The 21,464-nt window shown below is 43.7% G+C and carries 21 protein-coding genes, 1 pseudogene and 1 riboswitch; of the genes and pseudogenes, 6 read left to right on the forward strand and 16 right to left on the reverse strand.

Annotated features, from left to right (window positions below; translation table 11 throughout):
- The 4 genes from J2Z20_RS09890 to yyaC all read right to left on the reverse strand — a co-directional run bounded on the left by J2Z20_RS09890 (position 1) and on the right by yyaC (position 3,364).
- Positions 1-1,182 (reverse strand): class I SAM-dependent methyltransferase, encoded by a 1,182-nt coding sequence (locus tag J2Z20_RS09890; protein WP_209848977.1) that lies wholly within the window; start codon positions 1,180-1,182, stop codon positions 1-3.
- A gap of 148 nt (positions 1,183-1,330) precedes the next feature.
- Positions 1,331-1,981, reverse strand: coding sequence for a DUF6483 family protein (locus tag J2Z20_RS09895; protein WP_209848979.1), 651 nt, complete (start codon positions 1,979-1,981; stop codon positions 1,331-1,333).
- Positions 1,978-2,772: an alpha/beta fold hydrolase gene (locus J2Z20_RS09900; protein ID WP_209848981.1), complete on the reverse strand. Its 795-nt coding sequence runs from the start codon at positions 2,770-2,772 to the stop codon at positions 1,978-1,980. The genes J2Z20_RS09895 and J2Z20_RS09900 overlap by 4 nt, the downstream gene beginning before the upstream one ends.
- Before the next feature lie 46 nt (positions 2,773-2,818).
- The gene (gene yyaC / locus J2Z20_RS09905; RefSeq protein WP_209848983.1) at positions 2,819-3,364 is read right to left on the reverse strand and encodes a spore protease YyaC; all 546 of its coding nucleotides are present in this window, start codon (positions 3,362-3,364) and stop codon (positions 2,819-2,821) included.
- A gap of 156 nt (positions 3,365-3,520) precedes the next feature.
- Here yyaC and J2Z20_RS09910 point away from each other — a divergent pair, with 156 nt between their 5' ends.
- Positions 3,521-3,745 (forward strand): DUF1128 domain-containing protein, encoded by a 225-nt coding sequence (locus tag J2Z20_RS09910; protein ID WP_209848986.1) that lies wholly within the window; start codon positions 3,521-3,523, stop codon positions 3,743-3,745.
- Between the two features lie 87 nt (positions 3,746-3,832).
- Here the strand turns inward: J2Z20_RS09910 and J2Z20_RS09915 are convergent, their stop codons facing one another.
- The 3 genes and pseudogenes from J2Z20_RS09915 to J2Z20_RS09925 form a co-directional block, all read right to left on the reverse strand.
- Positions 3,833-4,831: an asparaginase gene (locus tag J2Z20_RS09915; RefSeq protein WP_209848990.1), complete on the reverse strand. Its 999-nt coding sequence runs from the start codon at positions 4,829-4,831 to the stop codon at positions 3,833-3,835.
- Positions 4,832-4,929: 98 nt separating this feature from the next.
- A pseudogene (locus tag J2Z20_RS09920) lies at positions 4,930-5,354 on the reverse strand (metal-dependent hydrolase).
- Between the two features lie 85 nt (positions 5,355-5,439).
- On the reverse strand, positions 5,440-6,309 hold the full coding sequence (locus J2Z20_RS09925) for a cation diffusion facilitator family transporter (protein ID WP_245252224.1): 870 nt from the start codon (positions 6,307-6,309) through the stop codon (positions 5,440-5,442).
- Positions 6,310-6,513: 204 nt separating this feature from the next.
- On the opposite strand from J2Z20_RS09925, the gene J2Z20_RS09930 reads away from it, so the two are divergent.
- The gene (locus J2Z20_RS09930; RefSeq protein WP_209848993.1) at positions 6,514-6,699 is read left to right on the forward strand and encodes a hypothetical protein; all 186 of its coding nucleotides are present in this window, start codon (positions 6,514-6,516) and stop codon (positions 6,697-6,699) included.
- Positions 6,700-6,782: 83 nt separating this feature from the next.
- Here J2Z20_RS09930 and J2Z20_RS09935 read toward each other — a convergent pair whose 3' ends face one another.
- The 4 genes from J2Z20_RS09935 to J2Z20_RS09945 all read right to left on the reverse strand — a co-directional run bounded on the left by J2Z20_RS09935 (position 6,783) and on the right by J2Z20_RS09945 (position 11,054).
- On the reverse strand, positions 6,783-8,408 hold the full coding sequence (locus J2Z20_RS09935) for an ABC-F family ATP-binding cassette domain-containing protein (RefSeq protein WP_209848997.1): 1,626 nt from the start codon (positions 8,406-8,408) through the stop codon (positions 6,783-6,785).
- Positions 8,409-8,559: 151 nt separating this feature from the next.
- The gene (gene cydS, locus J2Z20_RS18350) at positions 8,560-8,670 is read right to left on the reverse strand and encodes a cytochrome bd oxidase small subunit CydS family protein (RefSeq protein WP_415640029.1); all 111 of its coding nucleotides are present in this window, start codon (positions 8,668-8,670) and stop codon (positions 8,560-8,562) included.
- Between the two features lie 6 nt (positions 8,671-8,676).
- Complete coding sequence (locus J2Z20_RS09940; protein WP_209849000.1) at positions 8,677-9,711, reverse strand: cytochrome d ubiquinol oxidase subunit II; 1,035 nt, start codon at positions 9,709-9,711, stop codon at positions 8,677-8,679.
- Positions 9,708-11,054 carry a cytochrome ubiquinol oxidase subunit I gene (locus J2Z20_RS09945; protein WP_209849529.1) on the reverse strand — a complete coding sequence of 449 codons (1,347 nt, stop codon included), beginning with the start codon at positions 11,052-11,054 and terminating at the stop codon, positions 9,708-9,710. The genes J2Z20_RS09940 and J2Z20_RS09945 overlap by 4 nt, the downstream gene beginning before the upstream one ends.
- A gap of 414 nt (positions 11,055-11,468) precedes the next feature.
- Between J2Z20_RS09945 and J2Z20_RS09950 the strand changes: the two genes are divergently transcribed.
- Positions 11,469-12,614: a conserved virulence factor C family protein gene (locus tag J2Z20_RS09950; RefSeq protein ID WP_209849002.1), complete on the forward strand. Its 1,146-nt coding sequence runs from the start codon at positions 11,469-11,471 to the stop codon at positions 12,612-12,614.
- Positions 12,615-12,720: 106 nt separating this feature from the next.
- Positions 12,721-12,919: riboswitch (Lysine riboswitch) on the forward strand.
- Between the two features lie 117 nt (positions 12,920-13,036).
- Entirely contained in the window at positions 13,037-14,494 is a 1,458-nt protein-coding gene (locus J2Z20_RS09955) for an amino acid permease (RefSeq protein WP_209849005.1), read from the forward strand.
- A 64-nt stretch (positions 14,495-14,558) separates the two neighbouring features.
- Here J2Z20_RS09955 and J2Z20_RS09960 read toward each other — a convergent pair whose 3' ends face one another.
- From J2Z20_RS09960 to xylA, 3 genes are all read right to left on the reverse strand, one after another.
- Positions 14,559-15,845 (reverse strand): MFS transporter, encoded by a 1,287-nt coding sequence (locus J2Z20_RS09960; RefSeq protein ID WP_209849008.1) that lies wholly within the window; start codon positions 15,843-15,845, stop codon positions 14,559-14,561.
- Between the two features lie 84 nt (positions 15,846-15,929).
- A complete protein-coding gene (locus tag J2Z20_RS09965; RefSeq protein ID WP_209849011.1) occupies positions 15,930-17,054 on the reverse strand; it encodes a transglutaminase domain-containing protein in 1,125 nt (374 codons plus the stop codon).
- Between the two features lie 150 nt (positions 17,055-17,204).
- The gene (gene xylA / locus J2Z20_RS09970) at positions 17,205-18,518 is read right to left on the reverse strand and encodes a xylose isomerase (protein ID WP_209849015.1); all 1,314 of its coding nucleotides are present in this window, start codon (positions 18,516-18,518) and stop codon (positions 17,205-17,207) included.
- Positions 18,519-18,806: 288 nt separating this feature from the next.
- Here xylA and J2Z20_RS09975 point away from each other — a divergent pair, with 288 nt between their 5' ends.
- Complete coding sequence (locus tag J2Z20_RS09975) at positions 18,807-19,007, forward strand: hypothetical protein (protein WP_209849018.1); 201 nt, start codon at positions 18,807-18,809, stop codon at positions 19,005-19,007.
- Between the two features lie 83 nt (positions 19,008-19,090).
- Here the strand turns inward: J2Z20_RS09975 and J2Z20_RS09980 are convergent, their stop codons facing one another.
- Together J2Z20_RS09980 and trxB are read right to left on the reverse strand one after the other, a co-directional pair.
- Positions 19,091-19,330 carry a glutaredoxin family protein gene (locus J2Z20_RS09980; protein WP_209849020.1) on the reverse strand — a complete coding sequence of 80 codons (240 nt, stop codon included), beginning with the start codon at positions 19,328-19,330 and terminating at the stop codon, positions 19,091-19,093.
- A 71-nt stretch (positions 19,331-19,401) separates the two neighbouring features.
- On the reverse strand, positions 19,402-20,343 hold the full coding sequence (gene trxB, locus J2Z20_RS09985) for a thioredoxin-disulfide reductase (RefSeq protein WP_209849023.1): 942 nt from the start codon (positions 20,341-20,343) through the stop codon (positions 19,402-19,404).
- 385 nt (positions 20,344-20,728) lie between these two features.
- On the opposite strand from trxB, the gene J2Z20_RS09990 reads away from it, so the two are divergent.
- The gene (locus J2Z20_RS09990; RefSeq protein WP_209849026.1) at positions 20,729-21,460 is read left to right on the forward strand and encodes a ZIP family metal transporter; all 732 of its coding nucleotides are present in this window, start codon (positions 20,729-20,731) and stop codon (positions 21,458-21,460) included.
- The last annotated feature ends 4 nt before the right edge of the window (positions 21,461-21,464 follow it).

Raw genomic sequence — 21,464 nt, forward strand, 5'->3', positions numbered from 1 at the left:
TTAGATGAAATGCCCCGTCGCCAATACCAGTAAATCGCCGACTGCACGCTCCAAATACGGAGATATATTTAGGAAATCACGAAATGCCGTATATTCTTTCCACAACGATTGGGCATCTCCTGCCGGTGATTTTACGGCACGGATCATAATGTTTTTCGGGGTGTGCTCAATATCAATAAACTCTAGAAGCTGTGTTTTATAACCGAGAATATCGAGTATCTTAGCCCGAACTGCATCGGTGGCCAGCGAAGAGAACCGTTCCTTCAATATGCCGTGAGACAGCAGCGGATCGAGCACTGAGCTTTCGATTTGCGAATACAGCTCATGCTGACAGCAAGGTACGGATAAAATAACACCCGCATTCCACCGAATCGCCTTCTCAAGCGCAGCATCTGTTGCGATATCGCACGCATGGAGCGTGACAACCATATCGACTTGATCTACTTCGTTATATTCTGCAATGTCACCGACAAGAAAGCGCAAATGATCGTACTTCAGTTTTTTCGCCAGCAAACTGCAGCGTTCGATCACATCCGCCTTAAGATCCAATCCGACAACATTCAACTCTCTGCCTTGCTGGATCGCCAAATAGTGATAAAGTGCGAATGTAAGGTATGATTTTCCGCAGCCGAAATCGAGAATTGTAATCGGTCTATCTTGAGGAAGGTGAGGAAGCACATCTTGAACCATTTCCAAGAAACGATTGATCTGTTTGAATTTATCAAATTTTTTCGCGAGCACTTTGCCCTCTGCATTCATAATGCCAAGCTCAATGAGAAAAGGAACAGGAACTCCTTCTTCGAGTACGTACTGCTTTTTACGATTGTGAGCGAGATTAACGGCCATCTTCGTAGGAGACTTCGTCAGAATAGAAACCTTATATTTTTTACTAATGAGCACCTGATAGTCAGCATTCACAGTACAGAACAGCGCTTGACGGAAGGTTGTCTCGAATAAGCTCATTAACTGCGCTTCGAGCTGTTCTGGAGCAATGTTCTCGTGCGTCACTTTATTGGCATAGTGATACTCCAATTGATAATGAAGTTTATTTTTTAACTCGACTGGTTTGATAAGCACTTTAGTGAAGGAATCTCCGTCACGCTTGCGCAATTGGCTAAGTGTCGCTGTAATAAGCGAGCGCTCTTCCACCATGAGACGAATGAGTTTCCGCAGTGATTCCATGATTGTACAGCCTACTTTCTACATGAACTTTTATGTTTCAATCGTAACAATAGCACATTCTGATTTATTAATAAAACTGCAGGGTGAATAACACTTCCTCAAAACAAGAAGCTTAGATCCTTGAAAATAGGTTCTAAGCTTCTTTGCATTATTGTCTTTGCAGCATCGCATTTCTTCCTTCTTCCACCTCATCACGAGGAAGACCGCCTTGCTCCAATTGCTCATCCGAGTACTGAAGTAATCTTTCGTAGAAGGCGATAGCTTCTGCCGGCGAAGCAGCATGACGATCTAGTAATCGATATAGTGCATTTTCTGCCAAATCAAAATGACCTTGTTGTTCTTCATATTGGAGCACTAACTTTTCACTCTTTACAGGCAGTTCATAGCCTTTTAGCCGCTCCTTAAGTTCAGCAATTTGCTGCGGGAGATCTTGCAGTTCAAGATCTGCTCCATGAAGCGCCGCATACAAATATAGATGAAGCGACTTCATAAGCCGAACAATCCCTTCGTCCAGTTCATTCTTAGCTAAAAAGACATCCGCCTCTTCCTTTAAGAGCCTTGCTAAGGTCTGCAGCTTATCCACTTCAACCACTCCGCCAACACGAAGCATTTCAATAATATCTTCTGGAGGCAAAGAGTTGATTAATTTGGAGTTTAAGCCGAAAAACTTACGCATGAGATCATCCAATTCCCAAATCGCTTCAATATATTTCTGTTCTTGCTTTAGTCCGAAGACTTTCGCAACCATCGTTGTCATATCCTCAAACATACGGATTAAATAGTCTCTGCGATAGCTCATAAGCGGGTAATCCTTTCTAGAAAAGAGTGCATAACGTTCGCAAGCTGCTGCGGCTTCTCCATCATACTCATATGACCTGCACCTGGGATAATAGACTGAATAATATTTGATTTCGATGCCGTAAACGTCTTCTCATGCGGAACAACGCCATCTTTCTCACCAGCAACAAGCAGCACAGGCAGCTCTGAATTCGCAATGACGTCTCTTCGGTCTGGACGATCATGCATCGCAAGCGAAGCGCCAATCGCTCCTTGAGGCGGTGTGTGGTATCCGATTTCTTTGGCTCGCATAATCTTTTCTGGCATAAGCTTTACATTGTCTGCTGCAAACAACCCAGGAATCAACCCATCTACAAAATCTGCGATACCGTGAGCTTGAATGCTGGAAACCGCCTGAAGTCGTTTCTTCTTCGCTTCTTCACTATCAGGATAAGCGGTAGAGTGAACAAGGGAGAATCCTTTCATTCTTAATGGATACCGCTCAGCCAAAGATAGCGAAATATAGCCCCCTAGAGAGTGACCAAATACAGTCGCCTTAGAAATTTGAAGATGATCCAGCAGCTTCACAATATCATCTGCCATCTGATCAATTGAATAAGGTCCCATAGGCGCATCTGACCGTCCATGACCCCGTAAATCTGGAACAATGAGCCGGTAATGACTTGAAAGCAGCGGAACAATATCATTCCAATAAGCAGAACTGCCGCAAAATCCATGCAGCAGCACAGCCGCTTCTCCTGCGCCTTGATCAGAATAACTGATTGTATATCCGTCCACATTAACCTTTTCCACCCACAAATCCTTCTTTCTGTGCAAACTATGAACTATTAACAACCATCTATGAAACTTGAATGAGAGCAAACGCTTTCGCAGCGGCTTCGGCAATTTGATCTGCCATCTGCATGACCTGATATAAAGATGTCATTTGTAATGTCCAATACGGTTTAGGTCCGTAAACATTTACAACAGCTGCAATGCTGTAATTTCCTACTGCAGGTAAATCTGTTCCAACCGATTGCGCAGGTATTAGAGGGTTATTCGATACTATGAATGAGCCCACCGTACCTGGCTGGCCAAGACAGGCATCAACAGCAATGACCGTGTGATCGTCTGGTATCGTTTCTAGCTGCTGTTTCAAATTATTTGCATCACACGGCTGTTCAAGAGTGCCAATGACATTCATAAACCCATAAGAGCGAAGTCTCGAGCCGACTAGCGGACCTAAGGCATCTCCAGTGGACCGATCCGTTCCAATGCATACAAAGGTGATCAATTCGAGCGGAACATGCCCATGAATATGCTCAAAAAAAGCAGTTAGCTCTTCCCCTGCCATTTTGCGGCGTCCAGCTCCATCCGGTAATGAAAAGAGGTTTTGAATTGCCATTCACTGCAACCATCCTTTTTCCTGTTAATTTCTATTCACTTCATTCTAACCCAACGGACCCTGATCCCGCAAAAAAAATGGTTGTCAAAGGTACAATCATGATACAATACATACAGCTCTTTCGTGAAAGAAAGCGTAAGAAAGGATGAAACGTAAATGGATTTATCTCAAAAAAACCAGGAAAATGTGGAATATATGATTGAAGAAATTAAAACGAAACTTAGAATGGCTTCAGGTGCTGCCATGCAGCCTTCAGCATTTTCGGTCAACCATTATGATGATATTCGTGATGTGTACGAACTCGTAATGAGCAAACCAAATTTGAGTATTTCCGAAGTGGAAGCTATCGCTACTGAGCTTGGCAAACTGCGGGGAGCCTAATCAAATGACTCATTGATGAATACTAAGAAGTCCATCGTTCTAAGGAATCGATTTCCTTTAGCATGATGGACTTTATTATTGTGCAAGTTATACAAGTTTGAAAACAGTCTCGGCGTGGCCCACCTCAAGTCCAGCATCGTTTACAATTCGATTTGTAAATTGCGCACGCACACGTTCAATCGTCTCTTTATGCTCGTATCCGATTTGTCCCAGGATTGCTTGTACGATCCAGCCCCATTCTTCCTCAGAACCGTCCAGCACTTTAAAGGCAATCCCAAGTCTTTCTTTGCGCAGACCAAGACAGAAGACGCCTTTAAATCCTCCCTTAGCTACAATATTGTGATCATGAAGCAGAACGGTATCTACTCTTCCATTTCCACCGACCAGCTCAGGATAACGATTCATCGCATTCGTAATCCGGACAACAGCATTTCTTGTTGCATCGTCTTCGATCAGATCAGGACAAGCCAGTTTCATATAAGCTGTAGCCAGCGCAGACAATGGGAGGGCAAACACAGGAAATCCGCAACCATCCGTCCCGAGCCCAATTTGATCCACTTGAAGTTCGCTCATTTCAGCAAGCACTTCCAATATCTCTTGCTGTACTTGATGATCTTTACCCGCATAATCATGAAGCGAGTATCCTTTCATTTTGCTGTATGCAAGCACCCCTAAATGCTTACCGGCACAATTGTGGAATACACGCCGCTTTGAGCCTTGAGCACGAATAACTGACTCTCTCGCAGATTCATTTAATGGATAACTTGGAGCACAAATCATTCCGTTCTCTTCTAGCCCCGTCTTAGCCATAATGCTTTCTAATGTCTCAATATGATAAGGCTCAGCAGCGTGAGATGCAGCCATGATTGCCACTTCCTGATCTGACAGTCCGTAATGCTCAATGATGCCGCCGCGAATACCAGGGATCGCTTGAAAAGGTTTAGCTGATGAACGAGTAAAGGCGACAAAATGCGGGTCGCCTGCTGAAGATACAATATTACCGTCCTCACCGACTATACTGATATGACCCATATGGGCACATTCTAGTGTGCCGCCCCGGTATTCCTTCACGAGTATGGACTCCATACTAATACATCTCCTTTATGCTTTAACCATGAATGCATATATAAAAACCAAATTATGAATACACACTAAAGTATAGTACAAATATACATGAAAGCAACCTACCAACCTTGTCTATTGCATAAAGATGTAATATGAGCAATATGATGTCTGCAGTGCCATGCGTAGATACCTATATTTAAGCCAACAGAAACTTCCCCTGATTGCGGATGGAAAAATGTCTTCGAGAGGTCAGCTTCACTTAAACTCCGCAGCAGACTTACCCATCTGGTATGTAATGCTTCTAAAAGCTTCAGAGAAACCTCAACTGGCAACTTAGAATCAGGAAGTTCTGCCCATCGATCTTCCATATACGGCTCCATCCCCCTGGTCGATAAGGAGTATCTAACTGTTCGTCCTGTAAGTCCTTTACTGTTTCTCTTAAAATACGCGGCGCCTCTTCAATTTCTTGTATCCAGCTTTCAATTTGAGTACTCGTAATCTCTCCGTCAAATGTAAACTGACCTACGGGATATCTTAAGTCCATCTCAGTATTCCCCCTCATCAAAATGAATAATCCCCCAACTATAAGCCGTTCGTAGATGGGGGATCGTTAACTATGTTATGCACTTTTACTGTTTAGGTTCCACATGTACATGCACGTGCATAATATTATGCGCTTTTTTCATTCGCTCCTCTATTTTATCACTGATCTCATGTCCTTCAATGACAGTCAGTTCAGGATTTACTTCAATGACAACATCCACAAGCACGTGATTGCCGTGAACTCTAGCTTTGACATCCCTGATTCCTTCAACGCCTTTCGTCCGGGCTATAGTCGTTCGAAGATCGGTGAGCTGGTTCTCGTCAAATCCGTCTGTAAGTCTATGGGTCGAATCGCGAAAAATATCCCAAGCCGTTTTACAAATAAGCAATCCTACGCCAACTGCCGCGACGCCGTCGAGCCATGGCAATCCGAACTGTGCTCCTACAATACCGACAGCTGCTGCAATACTTACAAGAGCGTCAGACAGGTTATCTTTTGCCGCAGCCATTAATGCTTGATTATTAATATGTTTCGCCAATCTCAGATTGTATGCATAGACAGCCAGCATCGAGACTGCACAAATGACGGCGATGCCTGCTGAAAGTAAGCTCGGTATCGTTTCCTTTCCAGTGAAAAGTGACTCAATGGCTTGAATAACGACCTGAATCCCTACCATTGCCATTATAAATGACGCTACCAGTGCAGCGACTGTCTCAGCACGAAAATGACCGTATGTGTGATCGGAATCGGGAGGCTTTTGCGATATACGAAGTCCAATAAGTACAGCGACAGATGCGACAATATCTGTCAGGTTATTGAATCCATCAGCCAGCAGCCCGTCTGAATGATAAAAATATCCGCTTGCCAGCTTAAAGGCAGACAACAACAAGTATGCCGCTATACTGACCCAGGCGCCTCGTTCCCCTTTTTTTATATTTTCGTATACATCCACCAAACCTGTGACACCCCCAGTTGTTTCTCCTCCAAATGAGGTAAAAAATTGACTTTGCTATCTTATCAAAAGAAATCGGTGTGGGTCTAGAGAAACAGTGTTGCCCGCGGTCAAAGTACGAGTCGTTATCCTTTACATTGTTTCCCTTGTACGAGCATTTAAAAACGGATACAATGTGAATGCATAACCTTCAAGGAGGATGAAACCATGACGGAAGAACAGGACTCTCGTAAAATTAGCTTAGCCGATGCTATACGCCAAAAGCTTGAGCAGAAAAAGCAAAATACGGGATCACCCAGGCCTGGCCAGAACCAATTAGGCTCTGCGAAAAAGCTGACAAGTCAAAACACGAAAAAACCAAACAACCAACGCCGCCGTACTGGAGGCTCTTAAAAACAAAGAATGCTGCTTACCTTTCGTCAAAAAGGAAAACAGCATTCTTTGTTTATGAGTAAGAAGCGGCGAGTGGATGATCCTTATACTTCTTCAGGATACATTTCTTCACGCAGCTTTTTAATCTCTTCACTTTCCAAATATTCATCATAGCTCATTACACGATCAATAATACCGCTTGGTGTAATTTCAATAATCCGGTTGGCAATCGTTTGGATGAACTGATGGTCATGAGATGTGAACAAAATCGTACCATCGAAATCGATTAGCCCATTATTGAGCGCAGTGATCGATTCCAAATCCAAATGGTTCGTAGGCTCATCAAACAGAAGCACGTTCGCTCCGCTCAGCATCATTTTCGCGAGCATACAACGAACCTTCTCTCCCCCGGACAGAACACTTGCTTTCTTCAGTGCTTCTTCACCTGAGAACAGCATACGTCCAAGGAAACCACGGAGGAATGTCTCATCTTGATCATGGGAATATTGACGAAGCCAATCAACTAGACTCAGATCAACGCCATCGAAATATTCTGAGTTGTCTTTCGGGAAATAAGCTTGTGATGTCGTTACACCCCAGCTATATTCACCGCTGTCTGGTTCCAGTTCATTCATCAGTACTTGGAACAATGTCGTTTTCGGCAGACCGTTAGGCCCTACAAAGGCAATTTTGTCTCCTTTATTTACAACAAAGCTAACATTATCAAGTACTTTCTCGCCATCAACAGTCTTCGTGAGCCCTTGAATGGTAAGAAGCTGTTTACCCGCTTCCCGCTCAGACTTAAAGTTAATGAACGGATATTTACGATTGGATGGACGAATGTCCTCAAGCGTAATTTTATCAAGCTGCTTCTTACGAGAAGTCGCTTGCTTCGATTTCGAAGCATTCGCAGAGAAGCGCTGAATGAACGTTTGCAGCTCTTTAATTTTCTCTTCTTTCTTCTTGTTTTGCTCTCTCGCAAGTTTGAGTGCGAGCTGGCTTGATTCATACCAGAAATCGTAGTTACCAACGTACAATTGAATTTTACCGTAGTCGATATCTGCAATGTGTGTACATACTTTATTTAAGAAGTGACGGTCGTGAGATACGACAATAACCGTGCCCTCATAGTCCATGAGGAAGTTCTCAAGCCATGAAATGGATTCAATGTCCAAATGGTTCGTAGGCTCATCGAGCAGCAAATTATTAGGATTGCCGAATAAAGCTTGTGCCAGCAAAACGCGTACTTTCTCGTTACCGCTCAGCTCCGCCATTTTCTTATCATGAAGCTCGCGTGGAATACCAAGTCCAATGAGGAGGGCAGCGGCATCAGACTCTGCGTTCCATCCGTCTAGCTCGGCGAATTCACCTTCAAGCTCCCCTGCGCGAATTCCATCTTCTTCTGAAAAATCCGCTTTCGCATACAGTGCATCTTTCTCTTTCATAATTTCATAGAGTCTTGTATGACCCATAATTACAGTTTCCAGCACATTAAATTCATCATATTCGAAATGGTTCTGTTTCAAGACAGCCATTCGTTCACCTGGTGTCATGTGCACTTCACCAGAGTTCGGTTCAATTTCCCCAGACAAAATCTTTAGAAATGTGGATTTCCCCGCTCCATTCGCACCGATAAGTCCGTAGCAATTACCAGGCGTAAATTTTATATTAACATCTTCAAAGAGGGCTCGCTTCCCATAACGAAGCGTTACTCCACTTGTACTGATCATTCACATTACCATCCTTTTTCCATAATCTCTGCCAAATATGTATTATAGCATATAATAGGACGGCTCATGATAGCAATAATAAGAAAAAAAAGGTCAATGGCTGTGTCCGAATAATATAAGTGCCCCCGCTACTTCAGCGGAGGCACTTTTTTTACTTATCGTCCTTCGGGTTCTTATATTTGGCGGCGTATATGAACAAGAACACGATGGTAGCTACAACGACGAGCGGCGGTGCTATAAAAACCGTAATATATTGTTCCATTTCGCATCATCCTTTCTTAGGAGATTGACCGCTCACATACTTGGCATTGAACAAGAACAGCCTCATGATGAGTACAATCGAAGGGATAACGACGAGCAGCCCCGCAGCAAAAACAATAATGAGCGCAATAGCCGTCGATTCGTTCGTAATGCTCTCATGTATGTTGATGTATGGATACAAAATGTAAGGCAAATGCGACCGTCCATACCCGAACCAAGCGAAGCCAAACTGCAGCATAACCGCTATAAAGCCAAGACCCAGGTTTTCTCCTTTAACCATGAAATACACAGCAACAAGGAAGAACAGCAAGGAAGCGACAAACATCCACGAGTTATCAATCATCGCCATAAAGTGTTCAGGATTTTGTTTGTATATTTGAAAGAACGCAAACAGTGATGCCAGAATCGTCGGTCCACTCCAAAATAAAGCATACCCGCGAAGGATTTTAAATGCGCCTTGATCCCTTGCTTTTTTCGCGTAGTAAGCGAGGAACATCGCAGAAATGTACAGTACACTAACAATCGCCAAAATAATAACGGACCATGTATACGGATTCGTAAAAAACTCTCTCCAATCAAATAAGACACGTCCGCCTGCCTCTTCAATAATGCCTCCCTCAGAAATCGCAAGGATGGTAGACAGCCCAGCCGGTATCAAAAGTCCTGTCGCCCCGTACAATGCCATATATACTTTGCTTCTTTCCTTCGTGCTGCTGCCATATGTATTAAAGGCATAATAAGCACCCCGAATCGCTAACAGCACGATAGCCACACTCCCCAATACGAGAAGCGCAGTACCGTAATAGTAAGCCGCATCCGGGAAAAATCCAACCAAGCCAACGTAGAAAAATACAAGAAACACGTTGGTCACTTCCCAGACTGGAGATAAGTAACGTTGTACGATGTTGTGTATCACATTTTGATGACCTGTAACTACACTATAGTAGCTAAAAAATCCGGCACCAAAATCGATTGATGCAACGATGATATATCCGAAGAGAAACGTCCATAAAATTGTAATCCCTACATCTGCGTAACTCATATATGATCCCCTCCTTCCATTCCGCGTTCTTGCATTTCTTCCTCAGCGCTTCTATTTCTAAACAGTTTGCTGAGCACGCGAATACAAGAAATACACAGCACCAAATACAAAATAATGAATAGAACGAGCATAGAGCCTACATTGGTTGATGTCGTCGCCGCTTCTTCTACTTTCATGTAACCGACCAAAATCCACGGCTGTCTGCCTACTTCTGAGAAAATCCACCCAAGCTCATAAGCAGTCATCGCAAGCGGAGCAAGAGCAACGAGCAAAACAAGCAGCCATTTAGGATAATGCTTCTTCCCCGGCAATTTCTTGCGCAGCATATATAGAAGCGGAATGATAACAAGCAGCACACCCGTGGATACTTTTAGGTCAAATAAATAGTGAATATACAGCGGCGGTTCTTCATCATCGGGAATCCGGTCAAGACCAATCACTTCGTAATTTGGCGAATTGCCTGCCAAAATACTTAATGCATATGGAATTTTAATTCCGTATTTAATTTCATTATTCTCACCAAGCACACCTCCAAATACAAAGGGGGCTTGGCGCATCGTCTCAAAATGCCACTCTGCTGCCGCTAGTTTGGCCGGCTGATACTGCGCTAAATATTTACCTGAGAAGTCGCCAATAATCGCTGTAATGACAGCAAACACAAACGCAGAAATCGCCGTAAGTTTCAGCGCTTTTTTGTAATAGACATGCTTGCGGCCTTTAAGGATGTTGTAGGCTGCAATACAAGTGAGCAATGCTGCGCTAACTGTATAGGACGACGCTAAGACGTGTGCTACTTTCGTTGGGGTTGCCGGGTTAAACATGGCTTTAAACGGCTGTACATTCGTGAATACCCCATTTTGAAGCGTGAAGCCTTGAGGATAATTCATAAACGCATTGACAGTTGTGATGAAAAACGCAGAGGCAGAAGAGCCTAGTGCAACGGGAATCAACAGCAGCAAGTGCGTATATTTATTTTTGAATCGTTCCCATGTATACAAATACATTCCTAAAAATATAGCTTCGGCAAAGAAAGCAAATGTCTCCATAAACAGCGGGAGCGCGATGGCGCGACCTGCGACGCGCATAAATGTCGGCCACAGTAAGCTAAGCTGAAGACCTATAGATGTCCCGGTAACGACGCCGATCGCGACGGAGATTACAAAACCGCGTGCCCAGCGGCGCGCAAGCAGAACGTAATGTTGATCATTGGTACGAACCCCTCTCCACTCTGCGAGCAAAATCATAAGCGGAACGCCAACGCCATAGGATGCGAAAATAATATGTACAAAGAGCGTAACTTCAGTAAGTATACGACTCAGCAGTACAGGATCCATCGATGACAGTATGTTCATGGTATATCAACCCCTCTATTCATAAATTTTCTCACGAGAAATAATGCGAATAACGAATGAAACTTCTAATAAACGCATAAAGCATCACAATGGCCACGACGACACAGACGATGATAAGAGTTCTCTCTTGTTTCTTATGGCTTTGCATATAACATTCGACCTCCCCTGTAAGAGCTTTGTATTTTATCTTTATCTTTTTTTGTGATGATTTTCACAATAAATTTGTATAGTCATTGAAGGTTCAATTACGAAAAAATGTTAAATCAACATGTCAATCTTAAGATTGCAATTTCTCAATTGTTTTATGCTTGCTCTAAAAAAGGAACGACTGGAAATGAGAGGATAATTTTCGCATTTCACAAAATGAGGTAAAATAAGAGGTATAAAGGAGGTTGTTACTCAGCCATGAAACTTATATCCATAGAACCGACTCCAAGCCCAAATACGATGAAGCTGCATCTAGACGAAACCGCAGCTCCTGGAGTACGCAAAACATATACATTAGATAATGAACGATCCGCTCCGCCATGGATTCGGCGAATGCTGCACATTAATGGGGTAAAGAGCGTATTTCATACAGCCGATTTCGTAGCGCTTGACCGTAAAGGGGGTGCGGATTGGTCTGCCATATTAGCTGAAGTGCAGGAGCAGTTCGGTCAAGAAGGGCTTGATACTTCTTGGTCCGAAGAAGATCTAAATAACGCTGAGCATTTCGGAGAAGCTGAAGTACTTGTGCAATTTTTCCGCGGAATCCCCATGCAAATCCGTGTGAAATCTGGCAATCAAGAAGAGCGTATCGCCTTGTCAGATCGATTTACGAAAGCAGTAACGGAAGTTGCCAGCGCCACGCTCATTAAGGAACGTAAGCTAGTCGACTACGGTGTTCGATATGGAGAGCTTGCAGACATTGCGCGTGAAGTAGAGCAAGAGCTGGAGGCTGCTTTTCCTGAAGAACGTCTTAAGAAGATCACCCAGCAAGCCATTGCGCATGGCGCAAGCAATGAAGAATTTATCGAAGAGCGGCGTGAACTAAGTGACGACGAATTAGCAGAACGTCTGCAAAGTGATGACTGGCGTATTCGTTATGCTGCCCTCGAAATGATGAAGCCTACTCCAGAGCGCCTGCCGCTGATTGAGAAAGCTCTGCACGATCCGAAGCTGCAAATTCGCCGCCTCGCTGTCGTGTACCTTGGTGATTTGCGGACAGAAGAAGCAATGAAGCTGCTCTTTGAAGCGCTCAAGGATGAATCCCCTGCCGTTCGCCGAACAGCTGGCGATACGTTATCCGACATCGGGGATCCGATTGCTACTGGTCCGATGATGGAAGCATTATTCGACAGTAGCAAGCTTGTCCGCTGGCGTGCAGCACGGTTCCTATATGAAGTGGGAACCGATGAAGCAGAGCAAGCGCTCGAGAAAGCAGCCGAGGATCCTGAATTTGAAGTAAGTTTGCAAGCCAAGATGGCGCTTGAACGCATTCGCACCGGTGAACAGGCTGCAGGAACGGTGTGGCAGCAAATGGCGAAACGGCGTGAGAACGGCAATTCATAACAAGGAAGAAATTGTTATGAAAAATACATTGCGCTTTTCATCCTGTTTCATTTATACTTGGAAACTGTATTAAATAATTTCATATTCAACCTCATCATACTAAACAAGATGAGGTAGAGGTCGCGGTTGTGAAGAGTACGCACGGAGTAGACATTAGAGCTGTCTGTAATCCCGAGCTGAAAGGCACCACCGCCGAAGTGTGTATAGGTGACTCTAACTATACATGCTGGGGCTGTTACCGAAAGGGACAGAACTGTCACGAACGTCTAAATATACCGGGGCGTTCGTGTTGTGCTATCTTTTCGTGGAAGGTATGGTGCGGTAATATAGATCGAGAATGATCAGACCGCTGGTTCCAATGCCTGCGGTCTTTTTTATGCCCTCTTCCATAGAAGTGGATTTCTAAAGGAGGATTATATAGAATGCAAGTACGCAGTAACAACAAGTCCACTTTAAGACAAGGTCTTAAAGCCCGGCACATGACCATGATCGCGCTGGGCGGTTCGATCGGAACTGGGCTCTTTCTTGCAAGCGGCGGAGCTATTGCTTCAGCCGGACCTGGCGGCGCGCTGCTGGCATATGTCGCAGTAGGAATTATGGTTTATTTCTTGATGACAAGTCTGGGTGAATTAGCAACCTATATGCCGGATTCCGGATCATTCAGCACTTACGCTACACGTTTTGTTGATCCGTCACTCGGCTTTGCGATGGGCTGGAACTACTGGTATAACTGGGCCATTACGATTGCCGCCGAGCTGTCTGCGGCGACACTCATCATCAAATATTGGTTCCCGCATAGCTCCTCTTTCCTGTGGAGTGTATTGTTTTTAGTATTGCTGTTCGGTCTTAATATTTTATCAGTAAAAGGCTACGGCGAATCTGAATACTGGTTTTCCATTATTAAAGTCGCAACGGTTATAATATTCCTTACCGTTGGCGTGCTCATGATCTTTGGTATTATTGGCGGTAAATCCGTTGGATTTACGAACTTTACAGTGGGCAATGCTCCATTTAACGGCGGCTTCTTCGCCTTCCTTGGCGTCTTTATGGCAGCAGGATTCTCATTCCAAGGTACCGAGCTTGTTGGGGTAGCCGCAGGTGAGAGTGAAGCTCCGAACAAAAATGTGCCGCGTGCCATTCGCCAAGTGTTCTGGCGTATTTTAATATTTTATATTTTAGCGATTACGGTAATCAGTCTTATTATTCCTTATACAAATCCGAATCTGATTCGCAGTGATATTGAAAGTATAGGTGTTAGTCCATTTACTTTAGTCTTCGAAAAAGCTGGGCTTGCGTTCGCCGCTTCCGTCATGAACGCTGTCATCCTGACTTCCGTTCTGTCTGCCGGCAACTCTGGCATGTACGCATCCTCTCGGATGCTGTATGCGCTCGCGAAGGAAGGAAAAGCACCGCAATTTCTCGCTAAGGTGAACAAACGAGGCATTCCGATGAATTCTTTGCTCGTTACAGGTGCCATCGGCATGCTCGCCTTCCTCGCTTCGTTCTTCGGGGATGGCGTTGTCTATACATGGCTGTTAAATGCTTCAGGAATGTGCGGATTTATTACATGGCTTGGGATTGCGATCAGCCACTATCGTTTCCGCAAAGCGTTCATCGCACAAGGACATTCTCTTGATGAACTGCACTACAAAGCACGTTGGTTCCCATTCGGCCCGATCTTTGCCTTTGTACTTTGTATGATTGTGATTATTGGTCAGAACTTAGGCGCATTTACGGGAGGCAAAATTGATTGGTACGGCGTTATCGCTTCGTACATTAGCATTCCGCTCTTCCTTGTCATTTGGCTCGGATACAAATTCAAGCATCAATCAAAAATCATCCCGCTGAATGAGTGCGACTTGAACCCTCACAATAGATAATTTGATAAAAAGAGCTTATAGCAATCCTTGACAGGATACCGCTATAAGCTCTTTTGTGTACTTACTATTTTGTATCGGTAATAGGTACTTTGAGTGGCGATTGCTCAGTGAACGACTTTCGGTGCAGCAGACCAACCGTCGCAGCTGACAAGCTGATCCCTGCCCCAAGCAAATAAATATGAACAATGCCGATTTTATCCGCAAGCCATGCCATAAATAACAATGAAATAATAAAAATGAAATTAGTTAATGTCGACTGAGCTGACAGCACTTTCGGCAGCAAATCTTTGTGCACAGACCGCTGAATTAACGTCCTTCTTGAAATAGCGGACAGCTCCGTAACTGGACCTGTTAACAGAATAAGCACCAGCGCCATATAGGGATGCGTATTCAGAGCATAAAGCACTGTCAGTATGACATACACAATCATCCCTGTCACCATTGCTGTAAACACTCGCTTTTCTAGCCGGTTAACCATCGTAACGACGAATAAGCCCCCGCCAATTGTACCGGCAAAATAAGCAGAGTTAATAAAGCCCCACCATTCTGTACCTTCATTCAGTCTAGTCGTAACAAAAAGCAATGTGAATGAGCCTACCCAAATGGAACCGCCCAGCATATCAATTGCATCCATGAAAGTTAAGGTACGGAGTCTCGGATGATGCCAAAGAGCTATCCAGCCTTCCTTCATTATATGCCAGCGAGAGGGTCTTGCTTTCTCTCTTTCGATTACCGATTCAAAAGAGGATGTCTTGAAATGACGAAAATAATTACTATTGCTCTCGGTAGGGTCTTTAATCAACATCGTAAATGCCATCGCTACCCCATACAGAGCTAGAGATAACAACAACGTATGTGCCGAACCAAGTACAGCAACAAGTATTCCGCTTAGCCCCCAGCCAGCACATTGTACAATTTGATCGGTTGTCGAAATAAGGCCATTGGCCTTCAGCAGTCCTTTTCCTTCAGCAAGCCGAGGAACGAGCGCATTTCGCGCCGGTGTGGTCCAGCCATCTAGAAACGACATGAAGAATACGATCGTAAACACAAAATAGAAATTATGCCCTTTCGGTACCAAGATCAAATAAATCGTGAGCCCGCCAAACAATATAAACTGGCCGAGCTGTGAGCCGAAGAGCAAAAGCGGCAGTTGATATTTAGATACGAGAAGCGGAGCTAGTAAACCGCTTATTGTCTGTGACGCCACTCGGAAAAATGGCACAAGTACCGCTGCGAGCGCCGAGTTCGTCTGGTCTAATACCAAATAGGTAAGCGCCATAATATAAACGACATCCGCTGCGTTAGAAATAGTCTGCGTTCCCCATAAATAGTAGAATGACTTCTTCAGCATATTTAATTATCGTTCCCCTTAGTTTTCTGATTAGTAAGTTATGAGGCCAAGGGATTGATCAAGGCGGAGTCATTGTTTTTCCAGTTATTTTGTCCATTCGATTTCTACCATCCAATCACCCGTATCTTCAAACGGGCTCATACTATATTTAATTTGGTTTAAGCCTAAGTTATAGAGCTTCTGCAAATCTTGCTCCAGACTGCTCTTGGACCCGTCGTACCGAAAGGTGAGTTTACGATCTCCTGCTTTTACAGCCGCAGTCACCTTTTCGTTTAACTGAGCGGATGTACTTACGATTTCACTCTCGAGATAAAAATTATAGCCTAATTGTTTCTCTAGTTTCGTATAAAAAGCACTCTTGCTCTGATCCTGCCAAATAAGTGCACTTAACGTTTCTCGGTACAAAGTAACCGCGGGAGGATATGTTTTCGTCCAGCTGTGATCCTTCTTCATCTGTACATCTGTTCGCAAATAATAGGCAGTGTGAACTTCGCCCTGATCTGGGAGCGGATCGTCCCAAGTCGTGTCCAGATGGTACCACTTGCCGCCGAGAAGAACTAAGTTCCAAGCGTGAAGCTGGCCTCCAGCCTGTCCTTCCACTATTATATTCGTAATTCCTGCGCTTTTCAGCATTTTGTAAGTAAGGAGTGAGTAACCTTGGCAGACTGCCCTTCCCGTCTTCAATCCTTCATATGCAGTGTAGTAGTCCATGCTCTCATCATATTTTAAATGCAAGACGACCCAATCATGAATGACTTTCACCTTCTCGTGATCGTTCATTCCCGGTTTGATCAGCTCTTTGAGGATGCTCTTCACTTGTGAATCCACGTAATCTGTCTGTTCCTTCGTCTCTCGGTAGGTAAGATCAACGGTCACATTTACAGACATCGACGTTCCTTGCCATTGGAAGGAATAGCGATCTAAAATATACATCGTATACGGATCGCTCTCGAGCGCAGCTTGAAGCGCCTTATCTAGAACAGATTTCAGCTTATCTGTACTTCCTTTATATTTAAAAGTAATGATATGGTTACGCAAGGTAAGTCCGGCGATCAACTTCTGCTGAATTTCGCCCGGTGTCTTGAGAGCCCCTGTACTTGTGGCCGCATACACCTGACTCCATTGAAGCGTTGTCGGTAACACCGCTGTTAGTAAAGATCCTGCAATTACTAACTTAAGCAGCCTATAACGATGCTTGAGCACAGCCATTTCCGCCTCCTCTTTAAACGATGTCTTCTATTTATATGCGGACAAATCGCTATATAATCCGAACTTATCATGAGTTCCAAAGATAACCTTATTTTATCATATGTACCAGAAGATGAATATTTAACTGACAAAGAAACATTGGCATCATCGTTACTCTGTAAAAATATATTGGTTGAGAACGGATTTGAGCAGCTCTTCCCGCCCTGATTTATTAAGACGCGGCTGTTCATTATGTAGAGCATATTCAGCGAGTGACTTCAGCGTTGCTTTGCCCGAGACAATCTCTGCTCCAATCCCTTCGTTAAAGCTGCTGTATCGCTGCTCGGTAATATTCTCAAACACACGATCTTCAATTAATTTTGCTGCTACTTTAAGCCCTTTGGCGAATGTGTCCATACCAGCAATATGAGCGAGGAACAAATCGTCAGGCTCGAATGAAGCACGGCGTACCTTCGCGTCAAAATTTATACCTCCGCGCCCAAGTCCCCCGTTTTGCAGCACTTCATACATGGCGAGCGTAGCAGAATAGATGTTTACAGGGAACTCGTCTGTATCCCAGCCGATGAGTAAATCCCCTTGGTTCGCATCAAGCGAACCGAGCATACCGTTGACGCGAGCTATACGCAATTCATGTTCAAAATTGTGTGCAGCTAACGTCGCATGGTTCGCTTCTAAGTTTAATTTAAAATGGTCATCGAGCCCGTAATTTTGTAAAAATGCGATCGTTGTTGCCGCATCGAAATCATATTGGTGCTTCGTTGGCTCTTTCGGTTTCGGTTCAATGAGAAATTGAGCTTCAAACCCAATATCCTTCGCATAATCAACGGCCATCTGGAGCATTCGGGCCAAATTATCGAGCTCAAGCCGAAGGTTCGTATTCAGCAAAGTATCATACCCTTCACGTCCACCCCAGAACACATAGTTCTGAGCTCCAAGACGTCTGCCTACTTCGAGACCTTTCTTAATTTGACCTGCAGCATAAGCGTATACATCTGCATTGCATGTTGTTGCTGCACCATGGACATACCTAGGGTGCGTGAACAAATTCGCGGTATTCCACAACAGTTTCTTCCCGCTTGATTTCATATGTTCTTCAATTAAATCTACAACAGTATCAATATGATTATAAAATTCACGGAGGCTGTCGCCTTCAGGGGCGATATCTATATCATGAAAGCAGAAGAAGGGAATTCCTGTCTTGTCCAAAAACTCAAAAGCGGCCTCAACCCGAACCTTTGCCAAATCAAGTCCGCTATATTTATGCCACGAACGAACGGATGTATTTGCACCAAACGGATCTGCACCGCCTGCCGTCAATGTGTGCCAGTAAGCCATACTGAAGCGTAAATGCTCTGCCATCGTCTTGCCAGCAATCACTTCTCTAGCATTGTAAAATTTATAAGCGTATGGATTTGTCGACTTGCTGCCCTCGTATTCAATCTTACCCACTTCAAAATAAGACATATGAAAAGCCCTCCTTTTCTGAAAGCGTTTACAAAAATATCCTATCATACTCCATTCATCGTTGTCTATTCGTTTAAACAAGTTTTCAATATGTATGAATATGCTTACTTAAATAAATATAGAATGGGATCTCGAAATTTTAATTACTGAGAATTGACGTAAAATTGACGTATTTGACGCTCACAAATTAAGGAAATAAATCATTCATTTCGGTATAATAGAAATATTGTGATACGCTCTACATACATCATTGTACACAGTATAAAACGATTGGAGAGAAGATTGACGATGACCATTGTCAACATTTCAGACATCTCAGCTGAACTATTGCTTACGGTACTGTTCTTCTTAATTATTATCGCACCGCTTATTAGCCTTGGTATATTACGGTTATTCGAATCTAAGAAAAAAGTTGGACTGCGTCTCATCGGTGCTGGTGTTCTATGCTTCATAGCTTTTGAAATTATTTTATCCGTGTTTTTTGCTTAGGAAGACATCTTTAGTAATTTGATCTCATACATAAAAAGCTGCGTCTGATCGTGTCAGACACAGCTTTTTTATCTATCTATAAGTTAGGCGTTGTATTCAGCGAGTGCTTTATCAAATTGAAGTTTGTTCATACCTAGAATTTTAAAGTCGCCGATCACCGTTAAAGGAACTGCGCGAACTCCCATATCGTATACTTGTTGCGCATATTCTTCGTTAAGCTCAATGTTGCGCTCTTCGTAAGAAATGCCTTTGTCTGCCAAAAAGCTTTTTACTTGTTTGCAATGCGGACAGTTTGTAGTTGTGTATACAACAACGTTCTCCATGATTTTTCTCACCTCAAACTAAAATTATGTCAGCAACCATGCAGTATCTATTATGACAGCGGGCACATTTATTATGCTTGTACCGAGCTGTGTTCTAAGCTTTCAATAAATTTCTCAGCGTCGAGCGCTGCCATACAGCCGCTGCCTGCAGCCGTAATCGCTTGTTTGTAGCGTGTATCCTGAACGTCGCCGCAAGCGAATACACCTGGAATGTTCGTTTCAGATGTGCCAGGACGAGTGATGATATAGCCATGTTCATCTGTATCAATTTGGCCGCCTAAGAAGCGAGTATTTGGTGTGTGTCCAATTGCAACGAACAAACCAGTTCCTTCAATGATTTCTTCTTCACCTGTTTCATTGTTGCGAACTTTGAGTCCTTTAATGCCTGTCTCGCTCGTAACCACTTCAATGGGTGTACGGTTTAGTGCCCATTCAACCTTCTCATTGCTGCGCACGCGGTCTTGCATGATTTTGGATGCGCGCAGTTCATTACGACGGTGCACCACGGTTACTTTAGAACCGAAGCGAGTCAAGAAATTAGCTTCTTCTAGGGCTGAGTCCCCGCCGCCCACAACGATAATTTCTTTGCCGCGGAAGAAGAATCCGTCGCAAGTTGCGCACGTACTTACACCGCGACCAACATTGTCTTGTTCTCCAGGGATGCCCAAATATTTAGCACTAGCACCTGTAGAAATAATTAATGTCTCTGCCTCAAGTTCACCAAGGCCTTCAACACTTAATTTAAATGGACGTTTGCTCAGATCCACGCTATTGACCCAACCGCTGCGGAATTCCGCACCGAAACGTTCTGCTTGCTTACGCATGTTATCCATAAGCTCTGGTCCCATAATACCTTCTGGGAAACCTGGGAAGTTCTCAACTTCTGTCGTTGTCGTCAATTGACCGCCTGGTTCGGGACCTTCAATGACAAGCGGATTTAGGTTAGCACGTGCTAAATAAATAGCCGCAGTTAATCCCGCTGGGCCAGTACCTATAATAATTGATTTGTACATCAATAATTCCTCCCTCATGGATCTTCTTATTTAAGATGATTTTACTTGATAGGACCCATATATAATGTAATACAGATTACAAAGCTAGCATCAGAAAGTATAAAGAATCGTTCCTTTGGCAATAAAAAGTAGCTTTCCTGCATACAGTAAACTATATCATAAAAATGTTTGCTATGGGCAAGGATCTTGGTAAACCCCGTAGGGTATATCTGTACACATAACAATTATTAAAATTTCGATCTTTCTTAATTATAATAATTATTATTTAAAATTAATTATGCTGATAATGTCGTATAATGTCAATATTGATTCGAAAGTTTAAAATGAAGTTTGTATGAACTTAAAGACGCTTTGAAAAAGGTAATCATACGGAGGACTACACTGCATGATTGAGCCATTTATAGGCAGTTTCATATCGGCCATGTCCACTGGACTTGGGGCAGTTCCGATACTATTTATGAGAAAGGTTACTCATCGTTTACGTGATATTTTACTAGCCTATGCTGCTGGTATTATGACCTCTGCATCCGTCTATAACTTAATCCCTCAAGCTCTCGAGTTATCCAACCTGTTCGTTATTTTTGCCGGCATCATGCTGGGAAGTATGTTAATGCTTATTTTAGAAATGAAAATTCCTCATATTGAGCTCGAAAATAGTACGGGCTATCACCTGAACATTGAAACAAGATCATTTCTGATCATTACGGCCATCACGCTCCACAATCTTCCCGAAGGACTATCGGTCGGTGTCAGCTATGCCAGCAATACGGAGAGCCTGGGAAATCTAATCGCTTTTTCAATAGGCTTGCAAAATGCTCCAGAAGGATTCCTTGTTGCACTGTTCCTCGTGAATCAAGATATTAATCGCTGGAAGGCTCTCGGCATCGCGACCTTAACCGGCGTTGTAGAAATTGTAACAAGTATGCTTGGTTACTCGCTTAGCTCCGTTATTTCCGGACTGGTACCGTATGGACTTGCATTCGCAGCAGGGGCGATGATGTTCGTAGTATATAAGGAACTCATCCCTGAAAGCCACGGCGACGGCAATCAGCGGGTGGCTACGGTCTCATTTATTCTTGGACTTGTAACGATGATTTGGCTGACAGAAGTGTTCTGAACGA

This window comes from Paenibacillus sediminis (assembly GCF_017873765.1).
Lineage (GTDB): Bacteria > Bacillota > Bacilli > Paenibacillales > Paenibacillaceae > Paenibacillus_AG > Paenibacillus_AG sediminis.

What these genes read in the sequence shown, in the direction of transcription:
- J2Z20_RS09890 (WP_209848977.1), bottom strand. Translation starts at nt 1,182, where the DNA reads ATGGAATCACTGCGGAAACTCATTCGTCTCATGGTGGAAGAGCGCTCG.
- J2Z20_RS09895 (WP_209848979.1), bottom strand. Translation starts at nt 1,981, where the DNA reads ATGAGCTATCGCAGAGACTATTTAATCCGTATGTTTGAGGATATGACA.
- yyaC (WP_209848983.1), bottom strand. Translation starts at nt 3,364, where the DNA reads ATGGCAATTCAAAACCTCTTTTCATTACCGGATGGAGCTGGACGCCGC.
- J2Z20_RS09910 (WP_209848986.1), top strand. Translation starts at nt 3,521, where the DNA reads ATGGATTTATCTCAAAAAAACCAGGAAAATGTGGAATATATGATTGAA.
- J2Z20_RS09915 (WP_209848990.1), bottom strand. Translation starts at nt 4,831, where the DNA reads ATGGAGTCCATACTCGTGAAGGAATACCGGGGCGGCACACTAGAATGT.
- J2Z20_RS09930 (WP_209848993.1), top strand. Translation starts at nt 6,514, where the DNA reads ATGACGGAAGAACAGGACTCTCGTAAAATTAGCTTAGCCGATGCTATA.
- J2Z20_RS09935 (WP_209848997.1), bottom strand. Translation starts at nt 8,408, where the DNA reads ATGATCAGTACAAGTGGAGTAACGCTTCGTTATGGGAAGCGAGCCCTC.
- cydS (WP_415640029.1), bottom strand. Translation starts at nt 8,670, where the DNA reads ATGGAACAATATATTACGGTTTTTATAGCACCGCCGCTCGTCGTTGTA.
- J2Z20_RS09940 (WP_209849000.1), bottom strand. Translation starts at nt 9,711, where the DNA reads ATGAGTTACGCAGATGTAGGGATTACAATTTTATGGACGTTTCTCTTC.
- J2Z20_RS09950 (WP_209849002.1), top strand. Translation starts at nt 11,469, where the DNA reads ATGAAACTTATATCCATAGAACCGACTCCAAGCCCAAATACGATGAAG.
- J2Z20_RS09955 (WP_209849005.1), top strand. Translation starts at nt 13,037, where the DNA reads ATGCAAGTACGCAGTAACAACAAGTCCACTTTAAGACAAGGTCTTAAA.
- J2Z20_RS09960 (WP_209849008.1), bottom strand. Translation starts at nt 15,845, where the DNA reads ATGCTGAAGAAGTCATTCTACTATTTATGGGGAACGCAGACTATTTCT.
- J2Z20_RS09965 (WP_209849011.1), bottom strand. Translation starts at nt 17,054, where the DNA reads ATGGCTGTGCTCAAGCATCGTTATAGGCTGCTTAAGTTAGTAATTGCA.
- xylA (WP_209849015.1), bottom strand. Translation starts at nt 18,518, where the DNA reads ATGTCTTATTTTGAAGTGGGTAAGATTGAATACGAGGGCAGCAAGTCG.
- J2Z20_RS09975 (WP_209849018.1), top strand. Translation starts at nt 18,807, where the DNA reads ATGACCATTGTCAACATTTCAGACATCTCAGCTGAACTATTGCTTACG.
- J2Z20_RS09980 (WP_209849020.1), bottom strand. Translation starts at nt 19,330, where the DNA reads ATGGAGAACGTTGTTGTATACACAACTACAAACTGTCCGCATTGCAAA.
- trxB (WP_209849023.1), bottom strand. Translation starts at nt 20,343, where the DNA reads ATGTACAAATCAATTATTATAGGTACTGGCCCAGCGGGATTAACTGCG.
- J2Z20_RS09990 (WP_209849026.1), top strand. Translation starts at nt 20,729, where the DNA reads ATGATTGAGCCATTTATAGGCAGTTTCATATCGGCCATGTCCACTGGA.